The 16,682-nt window shown below is 71.4% G+C and carries 16 protein-coding genes; 6 read left to right on the top strand and 10 right to left on the bottom strand.

What is annotated here, in order from left to right:
* Positions 1-201 precede the first annotated feature (201 nt).
* Positions 202-810, top strand: a complete 609-nt coding sequence (locus IE307_RS20405) for a TetR/AcrR family transcriptional regulator (RefSeq protein ID WP_191299767.1) — start codon at positions 202-204, stop codon at positions 808-810.
* A 12-nt stretch (positions 811-822) separates the two neighbouring features.
* Positions 823-1,749, top strand: coding sequence for an SDR family NAD(P)-dependent oxidoreductase (locus IE307_RS20400; protein ID WP_191299765.1), 927 nt, complete (start codon positions 823-825; stop codon positions 1,747-1,749).
* Here IE307_RS20400 and IE307_RS20395 read toward each other — a convergent pair.
* Genes IE307_RS20395 through IE307_RS20385 form a run of 3 tightly spaced genes read right to left on the bottom strand, consistent with a single transcriptional unit; the run spans position 1,742 to position 5,222 of the window.
* Positions 1,742-2,098, bottom strand: a complete 357-nt coding sequence (locus IE307_RS20395) for a 5-carboxymethyl-2-hydroxymuconate Delta-isomerase (RefSeq protein ID WP_191299763.1) — start codon at positions 2,096-2,098, stop codon at positions 1,742-1,744. The genes IE307_RS20400 and IE307_RS20395 overlap by 8 nt on opposite strands.
* Before the next feature lie 44 nt (positions 2,099-2,142).
* Positions 2,143-3,555 (bottom strand): ATP-binding protein, encoded by a 1,413-nt coding sequence (locus tag IE307_RS20390; protein WP_191299761.1) that lies wholly within the window; start codon positions 3,553-3,555, stop codon positions 2,143-2,145.
* Entirely contained in the window at positions 3,555-5,222 is a 1,668-nt protein-coding gene (locus IE307_RS20385; protein ID WP_191299759.1) for an NAD(P)/FAD-dependent oxidoreductase, read from the bottom strand. Before IE307_RS20385 ends, IE307_RS20390 begins: the two co-directional genes overlap by 1 nt.
* Positions 5,223-5,278: 56 nt before the next feature.
* Here IE307_RS20385 and IE307_RS20380 point away from each other — a divergent pair, with 56 nt between their 5' ends.
* A complete protein-coding gene (locus tag IE307_RS20380) occupies positions 5,279-5,542 on the top strand; it encodes a UBP-type zinc finger domain-containing protein (protein WP_191299757.1) in 264 nt (87 codons plus the stop codon).
* Between the two features lie 47 nt (positions 5,543-5,589).
* Here IE307_RS20380 and IE307_RS20375 read toward each other — a convergent pair whose 3' ends face one another.
* Positions 5,590-7,536, bottom strand: a complete 1,947-nt coding sequence (locus IE307_RS20375; RefSeq protein ID WP_191299923.1) for an ABC transporter ATP-binding protein — start codon at positions 7,534-7,536, stop codon at positions 5,590-5,592.
* An 11-nt stretch (positions 7,537-7,547) separates the two neighbouring features.
* Positions 7,548-8,138: a TetR/AcrR family transcriptional regulator gene (locus IE307_RS20370; protein ID WP_191299921.1), complete on the bottom strand. Its 591-nt coding sequence runs from the start codon at positions 8,136-8,138 to the stop codon at positions 7,548-7,550.
* A gap of 357 nt (positions 8,139-8,495) precedes the next feature.
* Between IE307_RS20370 and IE307_RS20365 the strand changes: the two genes are divergently transcribed.
* Entirely contained in the window at positions 8,496-9,392 is an 897-nt protein-coding gene (locus tag IE307_RS20365) for an oxidoreductase (RefSeq protein ID WP_191299755.1), read from the top strand.
* Positions 9,393-9,437: 45 nt separating this feature from the next.
* Here IE307_RS20365 and IE307_RS20360 read toward each other — a convergent pair whose 3' ends face one another.
* Positions 9,438-10,400: a helix-turn-helix domain-containing protein gene (locus IE307_RS20360; protein WP_191299753.1), complete on the bottom strand. Its 963-nt coding sequence runs from the start codon at positions 10,398-10,400 to the stop codon at positions 9,438-9,440.
* Between the two features lie 61 nt (positions 10,401-10,461).
* Between IE307_RS20360 and IE307_RS20355 the strand changes: the two genes are divergently transcribed.
* Complete coding sequence (locus IE307_RS20355) at positions 10,462-11,640, top strand: MFS transporter (RefSeq protein ID WP_191299751.1); 1,179 nt, start codon at positions 10,462-10,464, stop codon at positions 11,638-11,640.
* A gap of 76 nt (positions 11,641-11,716) precedes the next feature.
* On the top strand, positions 11,717-12,757 hold the full coding sequence (locus IE307_RS20350) for an IS701 family transposase (RefSeq protein ID WP_191299749.1): 1,041 nt from the start codon (positions 11,717-11,719) through the stop codon (positions 12,755-12,757).
* Positions 12,758-12,786: 29 nt separating this feature from the next.
* Here the strand turns inward: IE307_RS20350 and IE307_RS20345 are convergent, their stop codons facing one another.
* From IE307_RS20345 to IE307_RS20330, 4 genes are all read right to left on the bottom strand, one after another.
* On the bottom strand, positions 12,787-13,575 hold the full coding sequence (locus IE307_RS20345; protein ID WP_268250388.1) for an AfsR/SARP family transcriptional regulator: 789 nt from the start codon (positions 13,573-13,575) through the stop codon (positions 12,787-12,789).
* 185 nt (positions 13,576-13,760) lie between these two features.
* Complete coding sequence (locus IE307_RS20340) at positions 13,761-14,636, bottom strand: LLM class flavin-dependent oxidoreductase (RefSeq protein WP_191299744.1); 876 nt, start codon at positions 14,634-14,636, stop codon at positions 13,761-13,763.
* On the bottom strand, positions 14,633-15,703 hold the full coding sequence (locus tag IE307_RS20335; protein WP_191299743.1) for an acyl-CoA dehydrogenase family protein: 1,071 nt from the start codon (positions 15,701-15,703) through the stop codon (positions 14,633-14,635). Before IE307_RS20335 ends, IE307_RS20340 begins: the two co-directional genes overlap by 4 nt.
* Positions 15,704-15,710: 7 nt before the next feature.
* On the bottom strand, positions 15,711-16,682 hold the full coding sequence (locus tag IE307_RS20330; RefSeq protein ID WP_191299740.1) for a TauD/TfdA family dioxygenase: 972 nt from the start codon (positions 16,680-16,682) through the stop codon (positions 15,711-15,713).

Genomic DNA, 16,682 nt, shown 5'->3' with positions numbered 1-16,682 from the left:
CGACCACACACCATCATCTGCACACGATCATGAGAAAGATCCGCAGGACACGCCCTAGGCCAGGTCGTGGGAAACGCGGGCAGGAGTCCCCGAGGCGGTGCCGCCCAGGCGCGTTCGGGCGTTGCGGCGGCGCCGTCTCCGGATCCCTCGGCCGCCGCTGTCGCCCGACGGCGCGTGGCGGACCCGGCCTAGGATCGCCGCATGGGCGGGACTTCTCCGGCAGCGGCCTCCGGCAGGCGGCCGATCATCGACGTGGCGATCGAGATGACCGCCCGCGACGGCTGGGCCGCGGTCACCATGACGCGGCTCGCCGAGCAGGCCGGGGTCAGCCGCCAGACCGTCTACAACGAGATCGGTTCCAAGAACTCCCTCGCCGACGCCATGCTCGCGCACGAGCTCGGCCGGTTCCTCGCCACGATCAGCGACGCGTTCGACCGCCACAGCGGCGACCTGGTCGAGGCGATCCACGACGCCGTCCGCGACGTGCTCGAACTCGCCCGCGACAACCTCCTGGTCCGCGCGATCGCCTCCGCGACGCACGGCGCCGACACCGAGCTGGTGCCGCTGCTGACCACCCAGGCCGAGACCCTGCTCGTCGAGGTCAAGGCGATGCTCGCGGCACGGGTCGAGGCCTACCGGCCGGGCCTGACCGCCGAGCAGGTCGAGGTGCTGATCGACCTCATGACCCGCACCGTGCTCAGCCACGTGATCCAGCCGACGGGCACCCCGGCCGGCACCGCCGACGGCCTGGCGTGGCTCGCGTCACGTGTGCTGGAGGAGCCCGCGAAGAAACCGCTGCGCTTCGGCTGACGAACACCAGAGGTGAGCGTGCTCGACACCATCGCGGACCGGCTCGTCGTCCCCGGCTACTCGAAGTGGGGCCACCGGCTGCGCAAGAGGAACTGGTCGGACCCGGAACCCGACGCCCTGCGCGGCGCGACCGCCGTCGTGACCGGCGCGAGTTCGGGCATCGGCAAGGCCGCGGCCGCGGGACTGGCGCGCCTCGGCGCGGAGGTGGTCCTCGCGGTGCGCGACGGCCGGAAGGGCGAGGCGGCGCGGGCCGAGATCGTGGCCGCGGTCCCCGGCGCCACCGTCCTGGTGAGGCACTGCGACTTGTCGGACCTGGACTCCGTGCGCCGGTTCGCCGCGGAGACCGACCGCCTGGACGTCCTCGTGCACAACGCGGGCGTTCTGCCGCAGGAACGCACGGTCACCGCGGACGGGCACGAGCTGACGTTCGCCACGCACGTGCTGGGCCCGCTGCTGCTGACCGACCTGCTGCGCCCGTTGCTCGTGGCCTCCCCAGACCCGCGGGTCGTGTTCGTCTCCTCCGGCGGCATGTACACCCAGCGCCTGCGCGCCGACGACCCCGAGTACCGCGAGGGCACCTATCGCGGCGCGACCGCCTACGCGCGCACGAAACGCATGCAGGTCGCGCTCGTGCCGCTGCTGACCGAGCGGTACGCGTCCGACGGGATCGCCGTGCACGGCATGCACCCCGGCTGGGCCGACACACCCGGTGTGTCCGGTTCGCTGCCGGGGTTCCACAAGCTGACCAGGACGTTCCTGCGCACGGCTGAGGAGGGCGCGGACACGATCGTCTGGCTGGCCGCCACGAGTCCCCGCGGAGGGGGCTTCTGGCACGACCGCCGGGAGCGCCCGGCGCACGTGCTGCCGGGCACCGCCGAACAACCGGAGGACGTGGCCGCGTTCTGGCGCTACTGCACCGAAGCGGCCGGCCTCAGATGACCAGCTTCTGGTACTGCTCGCGGTCCATGTCGTACACCTCGAGCGTCACCTGCGTCGGCAACCCCTCGACCGGCTTGAGGTGATCACGGGCGAGGTCGATGCCCACCCGCCCGACCTCCTGCTTGAGCTCGACGGACCGCCCGGTCAGCAGCCCGACCCTGATGTGGATCATCGCCGCGGGGGAGCCGTCGCCGATCACCGACTCCTCGATCGCGCGGAACCGCGTCTTGAACGCCGCCACCTCCGCGCTCACGAGCGGTCCGACGGTGCGGTGCACCGCGAGGGCGAAGGCGCGGCGGTCGAACGCCTCGCCCAGCTCGGCGGAGTACTCGACGGTGATCTGTGGCATGACCTCAACCTACCGGCGCGGGGCGGCGTTGCAGGGGCCTCGTCTCACGCTGTGGGCGCCTCCAGCGGCAGCACGACCTGGAACCGCGTGTCGCCCGGACGCGACTCGACCCGGATCTCGCCGTGGTGCTTGTTGACCACGATCCGCCACGAGATCTCCAGCCCGAGCCCGGTGCCCTCCCCGACCGGCTTGGTGGTGAAGAACGGCTCGAAGATCCGGCTCCGCACGTCCTGCGGGATGCCGGGGCCGGTGTCGCCGATCTCCACGACGACGTTCCTGTCCTGCCCGGAGGTCCGCACGGTCAGCGTTCCCGACCCGCCCATCGCGCTCAGGGCGTTGTCGATCATGTTCGTCCACACCTGGTTGAGCTCCCCGGCGTACGCGGGAATGCGGGGGAGCGCCCGGTCGTAGTCCTTGACGACCCGGACGTCCCCGAGCTTCCCGCCGAACATCACCAGGGTGGAGTCGAGCAGCTCGTGCACGTCGACCACCTGGAACGGCGCGCGGTCCATCTGCGAGTACTGCTTCGCGGCACCGACCAATGTGGACACCCTGGTCGTCGCGTCCTCGATCTCGTTCATCAGCATCTCGGTCTCGACCGTGTACCTGAGCCAGTGCACGGCCGATCCGGTGACGGCGGCCGGGCACGGGACGAGCTCGTTCTCCAGCCACTCGACGTCCAGTCCGGCCGCGACCAGCACCGGTGCCACGTCCCAGCCGCCGCCGATGTCGTGGTCGTCGAGCCAGTCGGCGACCTCGTCCTCCGCGTCGCTGGCCTGCAGCGGGCTGAGCTTGGGCGCCTTGGCGACCCGTTCCACCGCCTTCTCCTGGAGTTTGACCAGGGACGGCAGCACCTCCGGGTCGATCGCCCCCTGCGCGAGGAGGGCGAGCTTGTGCCGCATGCCCGCGACCCGTTCGCGGAGCGCCGCCGTGGCCCGCACGGCGGCAGCGGCCGGGTTGTTGAGCTCGTGGGTGAGGCCCGCGGACAACGCCCCGAGCGCGGTGAGCCGCTCGTGCTGGCCCACCGTCGCCTGGGTGTTGCGCATGCCCCAGAACAGGCCCTCCAGCAGGTGCATCGCCATCGGGAACCAGGCGCGGATCATCGGCCCGATCTCGTCGGCGTCGAACTGCAGCATCGACGTGGCGGTGATCGACTCGACGGTCATCTGGTAGGTCGGCTGGTCGAGCTCCAGGTAGGCCTGGGTGGCGCCGAAGTACGAGCCGCGCAGTTCGCTGCGGCTCACCTCGATGCGCTGGCCGCCGATGGTGCGGCACAGGGCGACCGTGCCCTCGAGCAGCACGAAGAAGCACGTCGCCGGCTCGCCTTCGGTGAGCACGGCCGTGCCCGCCTCACGGGTCTCGACGTGGCCGTGCCCGGCCAGCCAGTCCAGCTGGTCCTGGTCGAGCTCCTCGAACAGGAACAGCGTGCGCAGCTCTGCCGCGGTGAGCCTCTCCATCAGGACCTCTCCAGGTAGCGGTGGACCAGCGTGACCGCCATGGCGCCCTCACCGACCGCGGACGCGACCCGCTTCACCGAGTCCGCCCGGACGTCGCCCGCCACGAACACACCGGGCACGTTGGTCTCCAGGTGGTACGGCGCCCGCTCGAGGTCCCAGCCGGGCGGGGTGCCGCCGAGGTCGGGCCCGGCGAGGAGGAAGCCGCGCTCGTCGCGCTCGAGCGTGCCGTCGAGCCAGTCCGTGCGCGGGGCGGCGCCGATGAACGCGAAGAGCCAGCTCGCCGGAACGGTCGTCGTCTCGCCGGTCTTGTTGTGCAGCAACGTCAGCGTCTCCAGGTGGTCCTCACCCGAGCCGCCGCAGATCTCGGTGCGCGTGCGCACCTCCACGTTCGGGATCGCCGAGAGCTGGTCGATCAGGTACCGCGACATCGACTGCTCCAGCGAGTCGCCCCTCACCAGGATCACCACCTTGCGCGCGTGCCCGGAGAAGTAGACGGCCGCCTGGCCCGCGGAGTTCGCGCCGCCCACCAGGTAGACGTCCTGACCGGCGCAGTTCGGGCCCTCGGTGGTCGAGGCGCCGTAGTACACGCCCCGCCCGGTCAGCTCGCCGAGTCCGGGCGCGTCGAGCAACCGGTACGACACACCGGTGGCGAGGATGACCGTGTGGGCGGAGAGCTCGGTGCCGTCGCCGAACCGCACCACGCGCGCGGCACCCCTGCGTTCGAGGGAGACGACGTCGCGCGTGGTCAGCAGCTCGACCCCGAACTTGACCGCCTGCCTGCGGGCCCGTTCGGTCAGCTGCCCGCCGGACACCCCGTCGGGGAAGCCCAGGTAGTTCTCGATGCGGCTGCTCGTGCCCGCCTGGCCACCCGTCGCGATCCGTTCGACCAGGACGGTCCTCAGGCCCTCCGACCCGCCGTACACCGCGGCGCCGAGCCCCGCGGGCCCGCCGCCCACGACGATCAGGTCGTAGAACTCGGACGACGGCTGCGTGCTCAGGCCCACCTCGGCGGCGAGCTCGGCGTCGGACGGGTCGACCAGGGCCTTGCCCTGGGCGGTGACCACGACCGGCAGCGTCGTCCCGTCCTGGTGCGCGGCCGTGAGCAGGCAGCGCGCCTCGGGCTCGTCGAGCGCGTGCCAGCGGAACGGAACGTTGTTGCGCGCCAGGAAGTCCCGCACGTCGTAGGAACGCGGCGACCAGCGGTGCCCGACCACCCGCACCCGCTGCGGCGGCTGCCGGTCGCTCACGGCCCAGGCGCGCAGCTGCTCGTCGAGCACCGGGTAGAGGTTCTGCTCCGGCGGGTCCCACGGCTTGAGCAGGTAGTGGTCGAGGTCCACGACGTTGATCGCCTTGATCGCGGCGTCGGTGTCGGCGTACGCCGTGAGCAGCACCCGGCGCGCCTGGGGGAACACGTCCATGGCCTGCTCGAGGAACTCGATGCCGCTCATCTGCGGCATCCGGTAGTCCGCGAGCAGGGCCGCGACCTCCTCGCCGCGCAGCTTGATCTCGTGCAGGGCCTCGAGCGCCTGGGCCCCGGACTCCGCCCGCACGACGCGGTACTGCTCGCCGTACTTCCGGCGCAGGTCGCGCGCCACCGACCGGGACACGGCCGGGTCGTCGTCCACCGTGAGAATCGAAGGCCGCGCGACGCGGCCGACAGTCGTCATGTGCCCAGTCAAACACCAGAACTCGCCGCCGGCCGCAACCGAGGTACCGTCTGGCCGTGACCACTACCTGCGAACACGTCGCCGAGCTGGGCTCCGACCCCGCTCCCACCACGCCGGAGGGGTGTGAGGACTGCCTGGCCGCCGGGGGCAGGTGGGTCCACCTGCGCCTGTGCCTCGGCTGCGGCAAGGTCGCCTGCTGCGACTCCTCGCCCGCCAAGCACGCCTCGAAGCACTTCGCCGACGAGGGGCACCCGGTCATCCGCTCGTTCGAGCCGGGGGAGTCCTGGCGCTGGTGCTTCGTGGACAACACGCTCGTGTGATCTTCCGGGCGCGTGGTGCGGGCCGACGGCGGCCCCCACCACGAGGCTCAGCCCGGTACCTCGTCCAGGTACGCCTGCGCCTGCAGCGTGAACAGCTCGGCGTAACCGGCCCCGGCCGCCATCAGCTCCTCGTGGGTGCCGTACTCGGCGACCTTCCCGTGCTCCAGCAACAGGATCCGCTCCGCCTGCCGCACGGTCGAGAACCGGTGCGAGATGTACAGCGTCGTCCGGCCCTCCGAGAGCTCCCGCAGCCGTGCGAACAGGTCGTGCTCGGCCCGCGCGTCGAGCGCCGAGGTCGGTTCGTCGAGCACCAGGATCGGCGCCTCCCGCTGGAAGGCCCTCGCCAGCGCGATCTTCTGCCACTCACCGCCCGACAGGCTGACGCCCTGGTCGAACCAGCGGCCGAGCGGGCTGTCGTAGCCCTGGGGCAGCCGTTCGATCCGCTCGTCCGCGCCGGCGCGGCGGGCCGAGTCCTCGACGTGAGACCGGTCCTCGAGCCGCGTCAGGTCGCCGAGACCGATGTTCTCCGCGGCCGTGCCCTGGTAGGTCACGTAGTCCTGGAACATCGCGCTGATCCGCGTGCGCAGGGCGACGGGGTCGTACTCGCGGATGTCGACGCCGTCGAGCAGGATGCGGCCGTCGGTCGGGTCGTAGAGCCGGCACAGCAGCTTGAACAACGTGGACTTGCCGGCGCCGTTGCGGCCCACCACCGCGACCGTCTCGCCGGGCCGGATCTCGAAGCTGACGTCGTCCAGCGCGGGCTCCTCGGCGCCGGGGTAGCCGAAGGTCACCGAGTCGAACTCGATGTGACCCTCCACTTCGGACGGCATCGGCCGCGGTGACGCGGGCGCCGTGATCTCCGGCTTGGTGTCCAGGAACCTGTACAGCGTGTCGAGGTAGAGGTTGTTCTCGTACATGCCCGAGAACGCGGTGAACAGACCGGACACCGACGTCTGCACGGACGCGGCCGCGGCGGTGTAGAGCGCCAGGTCTCCCAGCGTGAGCCGTCCGCCGACGGCCTCCAGCGCGATGTACAGCGTGATCGCCGACCCCGCGAGCGTGCTCAGCAGCCCCCAGGACGTCGAGCTGACGTTGCGGTTGACCGTCAGCTTCCGCTGCCGTTCGTAGGAGACGGTGCCGAGGCGGCGGAACCGGTCGACGAAGTACGGGCCGAGCCCGAACAGCTTCGTCTCCTTGGCGTAGGTGTCCGTCGTGACGAGGGAGGACAGGTAGTCCATGCGCCGCTTGATCGGCGACATCATGAAGCTCAGCCAGAACGCGCGAGAGCCGTACCTCGACTGCGAGATGAACGCCGGGATCGGCGCCAGCAGCGCGACCAGGGCCAGCAGCGGGCTGATCGAGACGAGCAACGCGATCATGCTGGCGAACGTGATCAGCGTCCGCAGGAGCCCCAGCGCGGAGTTCATCAAGGACAACGGCCGCGTCGGCGCCTCCTGGGCGGCCTGGCGCAGCATGTCGTAGGACGCGGAGCCCTCGAAGTACGCGAGGTGCAGGTCGCTGGCGTGCGCCATCACCTGGTGGCGGATGGTCAGCGTCATGCGTTCCTGCAGCAGCGACTGCGCGATCGACGTCAGCGCGCTGCTGACCGCGGTCCCGGCGAGCACTGCGAACTGCAGCAGCGCGACCTTCGCGATGTCACCCGTGGTGCCGGTGTGCTGGATCGCCGCGACGACGGAGTCGAGCAGCAGCTTCGCGATGTACGCGGTCGCGGTCGGCAGGAGCCCCGACAGGAGCGTGATCAGCACCAGCACCACGGTCAGGGCCGGGCTGGCCTGCCACGTCAGCTTCGCGACCTTCGGCAGGCCGCGGACGGTGCCCGCCACGGACGTCCGCACGCGCTTCAGGCGGGAGCGCAGGTCCTTCGGTTCGTCGTCCGGCTTCGGTTCGGGGATGTCGACCGGTCCGGTGAGCCCGCTGTCCGGAACCGTCGTGGCGCGCCTGCGCCGGCCGCGCCTGCCCAGCGCGAACTCCACACCACCCGGGATCATCCAGCCTCCACGGCGCCGTGCAGGAAGAAGTCGACCACCTGGCGCGTGGTGGGCGCGTCGACGTCCGGCGTCATCCTGCGGCCGCCGAACAGCAGGGTCAGGAAGAGTGCGGCGAGTTGCTCGGGCGGCAGCCTCAGCCGGTCCTTCTCCGGAGTGAACAACTCGACCATCGCGGCCCGGATGGCGGCCATCGACTCGCGGCGCGCGCTCTTGCCCGTGCCGTTCTGGTCCTTGGTGCGCTGGCCGGGGTCGCGGCGCCTGCCCCTGCCGGACGCGTGCAGGGCGCTCATCAGCGCGCTCATCCGCTCGAGGTGCGCGCCGAGCGCTTCGGCGGCTTCGGCGAGCCGATCCTCCAGGGGCTGGTCGAGGGGGATCTCGGCGATCGCGTCGAGCACGTGGTCGGGCCGCAGCGCCTCGGCCGTGCAGGCGTCGAACAGCTCGTCCTTGTCCTTGAACGCGCGGAAGATGGTGCCCTCGCCGATGCCGGCCGCGCGGGCGATCTGGCTGCTCGTCACGTTGGTGCCGTGCTCGATCAGGAGCGGCAGCACCGCGTGCACGATCATGGCGCGCCGGTCCTCGGCGCTCATGCCCGGCGCTCTGCGCCGGGTCTCGGGTGCTGGTGTCATACGTCCATAGTGCGGAGTGAGTGCTCACTCCGTCAAATGAGATAGAGCTGGCTCACGGTTTTCCCTGCTGTCGACCGGCCGCCCGTCGTGCACCTCGACGGACACCTCGCCGTCAGGGGCCCTGTAGAGGCCGGTGAACCGGTGACCGCCTCGGGCGGGGCGAGTGGAGCCGAGCCCGGAGACCTTCCTCGACCGCGTGGGGGACGGCGAGCGCCGCCTCGTCCGCACCTCGGCATCAAGGCGGCAAGGCTCCTCGGACATCTGACGCAGTGCCTCTGCTCGCACTCACGGCCGGTTCCGGTGCCTAGACTGGCGATCATGACAAAGCACCGGTGGGCCGCCGACGACCTCCCCGACCTGACCGGTCGCACCGTCGTGGTGACCGGCGCGGCCAGCGGCGTCGGCCGCGGCACCGCCACCGCCTTCGCCAAGGCAGGAGCCCGCACGGTGCTCGCGGTGCGCGACACCTCCGCAGGCGCACGTGCGGCGGCCACCATGCCCGGCACCACCGAGGTCCGCGAGCTGGACCTGGCGAATCTGGCCTCGGTCCGCGCGTTCGCCGACGCCTGGCAGGGCCCGCTCGACGTCCTCATCAACAACGCCGGCGTGGCCATGACCCCCTTCGGCCGCACCGCGGACGGCTTCGAGCTGCAGTTCGGCACCAACCACCTCGGCCACTTCGCACTGACCAACCTGCTCCTGCCCTCGATCACCGGCCGCGTGGTGACCGTGGCCTCCGGCGCGCACAAGGCAGGCGCGCTGGACCTGGACGACCTGGACTTCGCCCGCTCCGGCTACAGCCCGGTGAAGGCCTACGGCCGCTCGAAGCTCGCCAACCTGCTCTTCACCCTCGAACTGGACCGGCGCTGCCGCGAGGCGGGCTCGCCCGTGCGCGCCCTGTCCTCCCACCCCGGCTACACGGCGTCCAACCTCGGCACCAAGGGCCGCAACCAGCACCTCGTCAAGATCGTGCACCTGGCCGGTCGCTACCTGGCGCAGACCGAACTGCAAGGCGCGCTGCCGTCGTTGTACGCGGCGACCCAGGACCTGCCAGGCGCCAGCTACGTGGGCCCGGACGGGCGGTTCGAACTGCACGGCCACCCCGCACTGGTCGGCCGCTCGGCGGCGGCCAGCGACCCGGTGATGGCGCGGCGGCTGTGGGAGGCGTCGGAGCGGCTCACCGGCGTGACCTTCCCGCTGACCGCGAGGCCCTGAGCCACCGCACGACGACGTCGCCGCTCCGTCCGACACCCGATCGCTTCAGCCCCGCTGAGCCCGGATCAGCACCGTGCCCGCGTGGGCGCGGTAGTAGAGCACCGACTTGCCCGCTCGCCGCCGTTCCACCAAACCGCTGTCCAGCAACACCTTCAGATGACGCCCCACCGACCCCAGCGCCATCCCCGTCAACGCCACCAGCTGCGTGGTGCTCTTCGGCGAATCGAGCAGCACGAGCACCTCGGCACGCCCGGACCCGAGTAGCCGCGACAACGCACCGGCGGGAGGGGAACCGGCACCGTCCACACCGGAGCACGCGTAGGTCACCGCGTATCGGTGCGGTGCGTCCCAGGACACCCAGCTCTGCCGCGGGGTCACCGGCACGAACATCAGGTGGGCCCCGGCGAGGTCCATCGGCGGGTAGTCGCGGGTGTGGACGCGCAGCCGACTGTCGCCCAGCCAGCGCATGCCGGGGCGCATGCCTTCGAGCGCCGCCGCCCAGCCGCCCTGCGTCAGGCGCGTGGTGCGCGCGACGACGTCCGCTTCGATGATCCGCCGCCGCCGCGGCCAGGTGGGGCGCACGCAGGTCGACCACACCCACGCCAGCAGGTCTGCCGTGCGTTCGGCCAGGTCGTCGCGGGCCAGGGCGCGGGGCAGTGGTTCGTCGAGCTGTTCGGCGAGGTGGGCGCGGACGTCGGAGGGCGGGGTGGTGCGGACGCGGGCGACCTCCTCGTCGAACGTCGTCTCGCCCGCGCCGGTCGGGGTCGGGGTGAGGAACTCGGCGTTCCAGTAGGGGCGCAGGGCCGTGTGCAGGACCAGTGCGGTGATCGGGTCGCTCTCCAGCCGGGCGTGGAAGGCGGGCAGGTGCTGGTCTGCCCAGCGGCGGTCGACCGCGTGCGCGCCGGTGCCGCGGTGCAGGGTCTTGAGGCTCGCGATCACCTCGGCCAGGGGTGACACGACGAACCGGCTGCGCGCGAGCGTGTCCGCGTTGAGCTGCCACCAGGGCATGGTTTCGCCTCCACGCGAAACTTTAGCGGCGTCGCTCGCGGTTCGGTGACACTCCCCGGCTGTGCGGACCTACCGGGATCTCTTCGGCGTGCGGGAGTTCACGCCGTTCTTCGTGTCGTCGGCACTGCAGGTGGCGGGCACGACGGTGAGCGGACTCGCGCTGGGCACGATGGTCTACTCGGCGACGAACTCCCCGTTGTTGTCCGCGCTCGCGATGTTCGGGCCGTCGCTCGCGCAGCTGGTCGGGGCGGCCACGGTGCTCAGCGCCTCGGACAGGCTGCGGCCGCGCACGGCGTTGTCGGGACTGGGCCTGGTGTTCGCGCTCGGCACGGCGGCGCAGGCGATACCGGGCATGCCGGTGTGGGCGATCTTCGTGGTCGTCCTCGTGCTCGGCATGATCGCGGCGCTGGGCGGAGGCGTGCGCTACGGGCTGCTCAACGAGATCCTCCACCGCGACGGCTACCTGCTGGGCCGGTCGGTCGTCAGCATGTCGCACGGCATCGTGCAGATCTTCGGCTTCGCGCTCGGCGGCGTGCTGGTGAACGCGCTGTCCGCACGCGGCACGCTGATCGCCGCCGCCGTGCTGTTCGTCGGCGCGGCCGCGTCCGCCCGATTCGGCCTCACGGACCGGCCGCCGAGGGCGCAGGGCCGGGGTTCGGTGCGGGAGACCTGGCGGGACAACGCGCGCCTGTGGTCGTCGAAGCCCCGCCGGTACGTCTTCCTCGCGCTGTGGGTGCCGAACGGCCTGATCGTCGGCGCCGAGGCCCTCTACGTGCCGTACTCGCCGCAACGGGCGGGTTTCCTCTTCGCGGTCGGTGCCATCGGCATGCTGGTCGGTGACACCCTGGTCGGCAGGTTCCTCCCACCGCGATGGCGAGCACGGCTCGCTGTGCCGATGTGCCTCGTGCTCGCCCTGCCCTACCTCGTGTTCGCGTTCACGCCACCGCTCGCGGTCGTGGTGGTCGCGATCTTCATCGCCACGATCGGCTACTCGGCGGGCCTCCTGCTGCAGGAACGCCTGATGGAACTCACCCCGGACGAGCTCAGCGGCCACGCGCTGGGCCTGCAGTCCTCGGGGATGCTCGCCATGCAGGGCGCCGGAGCCGCGGTCGCGGGCGTGGTCGCCGAACTGACGTCCGCCGCGACCGCGATCGCCACCGTCGCGGCGGTCTCCGCGGTCGTCACGCTGGCATTGGCGCCAGGATTGCGGTACACCGCGAGAGAAAATCAGCCCGCGTGATTCGGAAAATGCGGCACTATCGGCCCTGAATTAGCTCTATATCGGTCCTGAACGGACCGCGTGCAGCGTGGGGCTCATGCACAAGACCGTCATCGGTGCCGACGAGCTGTCTCGCTTCTGTGATTCCGTTTTCGCCAGCTTCACCCGATTCGACCAACGGCAGTGGGGCAAGGTCTACGTACGTGGACTGGTGGAGGTGGAGGGCAGAAAGTCGGTACGCCGAATTGGTGAACACGTGCTCGGCAGGCGGGCCGACCAATGCATTCAGCAGTTCGTGAACCAGAGCCCGTGGGACTGTTCGCCGGTGCGGCACCACCTCGCGGACCAGGTCACCGCCGCGCTGGCGCCACAGGCGTGGGTCGTCGAGGAGGTCGCGCTCCCCAAGACCGGCCGCAGCTCGGTCGGCGTGGAACGGCAGTTCGCCGCCTCGGAGGGACGGGTGCTGAACTGCCAGCTCGGCATCTCCGTGGTCGCCGCCGGAGCGCGGGGGTGCGTGCCCCTCAACTGGCGGTTGTTGTTGCCTCCCACCTGGGACGACGACGTCGCACGCCGTACGCGGGCCCGGCTGACCGACGAGGACAAGCACGTCCCGTGGTGGTGTTCGGTGCTCGACGCGATCGACGAGATGACGGGCCGGTGGCAGCAGAAGCCGCTGCCCGTGATCGTGGACGCGCGAACGCAGACCGCGGTGGACCGCCTGGTCCGGGGCTTGGAGAGCCGGGGACTGCGGTACGCGGTGCGCACGGACCCGCGCACACCTGTGGTGAGCGACGGGCTGGCCAGGTCCATGGGGTCCGGTGCGATCACGCTGCGGTGGTGGGACCACCGCGCGTCACGGCCGCATTACGTCACATCCCACCGTGCGGGCAAAGTGATCGCCGAGTGGGCACCGGACCTGCGCCGGCCTCGTTCGGTGTGGCTGACGAACCTCGAGGCGGTGCGGCCACCCGCGTTGATCGAGCTGCTGGCCCTGCGCCGCCGCGCGGGAGGCGACCTGGTCGAGCTCGGTGAGCGGATGGGACTGCGCCACTTCGAGGGCAGGTCGTTCCAGGGCTGGCACCACCACACGACGCTGGTGTCCATCGCGCACGCCTACCGGGTGCTGCACCACCGCTGACCAGCGGCGGCGCGCACCGGCGGCGTCCGTCAGGAGACCTGTTCGACCAGGTCGAGCGAGCGGGCGATGGCGCTCGCCCCGGCACGCGGCGGGTCGAGCGCCGGGTCAGCGGAGACCACCGCTCGGTAGAGGTGCTCGATCCGGGGAGACGGCGCTATGCCGAGGTCCTTGTGCAACGACCTGCGCAGCCGCGTGTACTGCTCGACCGCCTGCGCCCGCCTGCCCGCGCGGTGCAGTGCGACGAGCAGCTGGGCGTGCAGGTTCTCGTGCACCGGGTACTCCTGCACGAGCCCGAGCAGCTCGCTGATCAGCTCGTGGTGCAGGCCGAGGCGGAGCTCCGCCTCGATGCGCTCCTCCAGGCAGCTGAACCGCAGCTCGCGCAACGTGGTCAGGTGGGCAGAGATCAACGGCCCCGCGTCGACGTCGGCGAGCGCCTCACCGGTCCATTCGCCGAGCGCCTCACGCAGCAGCAGCGCACCACTTTCGTAGTCGTCGAGCGCGAACGCCCGCCGTGCGCGCGCGACGCGATCGGTGAACCCGGTGAGGTCCAGCTCGTCGTGGTCGAGCGTCAGCTCGTACCCGCGCGGACGGGTGTGCAGGCGCTCGTCCGTCCCCGGCAGCCGGCGCAGCGCGCGACGGATCTGCAGCACGTACGTCTGCACGGTGGACACCGCAGTCGCCGGCGGTTTGGTGTCCCACAATTCGTCCACGCACATCGACATGGACACCGTTTTGTTCGCGTTCAGCGCCAGCAACGCGAGCAATTGACGTGGTTTCGGTGCGGTCGGCGCGCATTGAGGTCCGAATTCTTCACCCACGTGCAACGGCCCCAGCAGTTTGACCCTCACAGCAATTCCCCCCGAGAACTGAAAGGCGAGCCTCTCATCCCCACTGTAGGGACGGCGAGGGGGTCGTACAACCCGCCCCGGGGGCCGCCGGGGTGAATTGTCCGGTGGTGGGTGGTGGATCCCCTGCTGGGGGCGACTATTCAACGTTGACTGGACTACCTCGTGCTGAGCACCGCCCGTTCGAACGCCGTGACGTCACCGGCGAACACCCCGGACGGCCGGGGGTGGTTCACCACGACGTCCGTGAAGCCCAGCTCGGCGCACGTGCCGAGCAGGTCCGCGAACCGCGCGGGGGAGGCGAACGGCGCCTCGAACGCCCGGCTCAGGTTCACGAGCTTCCCGACCGAACCGAGTTCGCGGTTCCGCTTCTCGCACGCCTCGGCGAGCAGCGAGAGCTGCCGGCGCAGCACCTGCCTGCTCTCGGTGTCGGTCCGCTCACCCGGCCGCCGGGCGTCGCCGATCGTCACCCACGTCCGCGCGTGCGTCGCCACGAGGTCCAGGCCACGCGCACCCGTGGCCGCGATCGCGAACGGCACGCGGGGCCGCTGCACGCAGCCGGGGACCATCCTGGCGTCCACCACCTCGTAGAACGACCCCGAGAACGTTGTGGCGGGAGAGCGCAGCAGGCGGTCCGACAGCTCCACGAACTCGGCGAACCGATCGGCGCGCGTCGCGGGGGAGAGCTCCGGCCCGCCGAGGAGCCCGGAGTCGGCGCCCAGCGCGCCCGCGCCGATCCCGAGGACGAACCGGCCCCCGGAGATCTCGTCGAGCGTCATCACCTGCTTCGCCAGCACCGCGGGATGCCGGAAGTTCGGCGTCGACACCATCGTGCCGATCCGGATCGTGCCGGTGGTGGCGGCCACGGCGGTGAGCGTGGAGATCGCGTCGTACCAGGGCGAGTCCCGCAGGTCACGCCACGAGTGGTGGTCGAAGGTCCATGCGTGGTCCAGGCCCATCTCCTCGAGTCTGCGCCACGTCTCCCGCGTCCGCGCCCATCCGTGTTCCGGCAGGACGATCGCGCCGACCCTCATCGGGTGACCAGCTCGCGGCACAGGTGGTTGGGCGGTCCCATCAGCGTCACCGCGCGTGCGTCCTGGGCGAGCCGGTTGAGCGGGTGCGTGCGGGCGAACGCCGCGCTGCCCGCGAACTCCTGCGCCACCCGGCAGATCGACTCGGCCCGCTCGGACGCGAACACCTTCGCCGTCAGTGCCGCGCGCGACCTGTCCCCGTCGCCCTGCGTCGCCGCCTGCACGACACCGCGGATCGCGCTGACCGACGCGTGGAGCTCGAACAGCTGGTGCCGGTGCAGCGGGCTGTCGAGACCGCGTTGCGCCGCGGTCGCGAGCGCGATCTCGTACGCGCTCTCCGCCACCCCGAGTCCCACGGCGCCGAGGGTCAGCCCGAGCGTGTGCGGGTGGCTGATCACGGCCGGGGTGTCCGCCGGGCTCGCCAGCGCGTCGTCCGGGCCTGCCACGTAGGAATCGAGCCTGATCAGCCCGGTCGCCGAACGCCGCATCCCGGCCAGGTCCAGCACGCCGTCGAAGACGAAGCCGGGCCGGGCGGCCTCGACGACGAACAGGCCCTGGTTCGTCTGCCCGTAACTGCCGGCAGGCCCGTCCGCCTCACCGGTCTTCGCGAGCACCAGGTAGAGCTCCGCCACGCCCGCGCTCGTGGTGAACGACTTCGCGCCGTCGAGCAGCCAGCCGCCGTCCGCCCGCGGCGCCGCCGAGGTGGCGATCTTCTGCTTCGACGCCCCCGCACCGGGTTCGCTCCACGACGACGCGAAGATCATCCCGTCGTCGACGACCGCCGTGAGCAGCCGCTTGCGCTGCTCCGGCGTGCCCCAGTGGACGATCCTGCTCAGTGCCGCGTAGTGCAGGAACACGACGATGGCCGTCGACGCGTCCACCCTGGCCAGGGAGGTGATGACCGCGTTCGCCTCGGCCCAGCTCGCCCCGCCGCCACCGTCGTCGGCGCTGAGCGGGAGCCTCAGCACACCCGCGCGGCGCAGCGCCGTCAACGCCTCGTCGCTCGGCCGGCCGCCGGTGTCGTCGGAGGCCTCGGTCGCGAGGACGGTGAGCACATCACCCAGTTCCACGGTTCTCCTATCGGGTCAGCACGTAGCTGTCGGACGGCCGGAAGTCCCGCGAACGGCGCAGGTCCGCGAACGCGAACGTGCGCTGCACCCACCGGTCGCGCCCGTCGTAGCGGGGACGGAACGCGGTCCGGCCGTGCAGGCTGGTGCGGTTGTCGACGATGGCCAGGTCGCCGGATCCCATGCGCACCGTCCGCGCCACCGAGGCCAGCGCCCCGGACAGCTCCGCCAGAGCGGCCTCCGCTTCCGGGGTGAGGGCGACGGTGGCGGCGAAGTCGACCTGCACGGCGGGATCACCGAGGTCGCCCGCCAGCACCGGGTGGCTCGGCTGCGCTCCGCCGCCGGCACCGAACGACGGCGGCGGCTGGGTGCTGAACTCCGGCCGGGAGAGCCGGGTCCTGGCGTCCTGTGTGAGCAGCGGGAGCGCCTCGCGGATCGACGCCGTGGACAACCCGGCGACGCGCTCGTGGTCCGGTCGCAGGCACAGCAGCATCACGTGGTCCGGGCGATGCGGGTGGAACGCGTTCTCGTTGTGCATCATCAGGTCGACCGACCCGGCGTTGCCCTGGAACTGCTCCTGGCCCGGCACCGGCACGACGTCCTGCACCAGCGCGCCGGACTTCTCCGCCAGGAACGCTCCCGGGTCGCCCAGCCCGCAGGCGGTCATCACCAGCAACGCGGCGGGTGTGCTCGTCGCACGCTGCACAGAACCCCTGACCGTCGGCGTGGGCGGCAAAGCCGCCTCGTCGACGGGCAGCCCGCGCACGATCATGGCGCCCGCCGGGCCGGAGTGGCGCCGGAACTCCCTGACGCGCCGCCGGTACGTGACGGGCAGCAGGTCCCATGCGGCGCGGGCGGCGGCGACCCAGTGCGCGTCGTCGATCTCGCTGGAGACCGATCGCAGCTTCTCCGCGATCTCCAGCACGTCCCGCGCCTCCTCGGCGGAGATGGTGTGGACGACGTCGTCGACAGTGTCGATCAT

The organism is Lentzea cavernae (genome assembly GCF_014653695.1).
Lineage (GTDB): Bacteria > Actinomycetota > Actinomycetes > Mycobacteriales > Pseudonocardiaceae > Lentzea > Lentzea cavernae.
The sequence above is the reverse complement of the archived record's forward strand: the minus strand, read 5'-3'. Positions and strand labels throughout refer to the sequence as shown.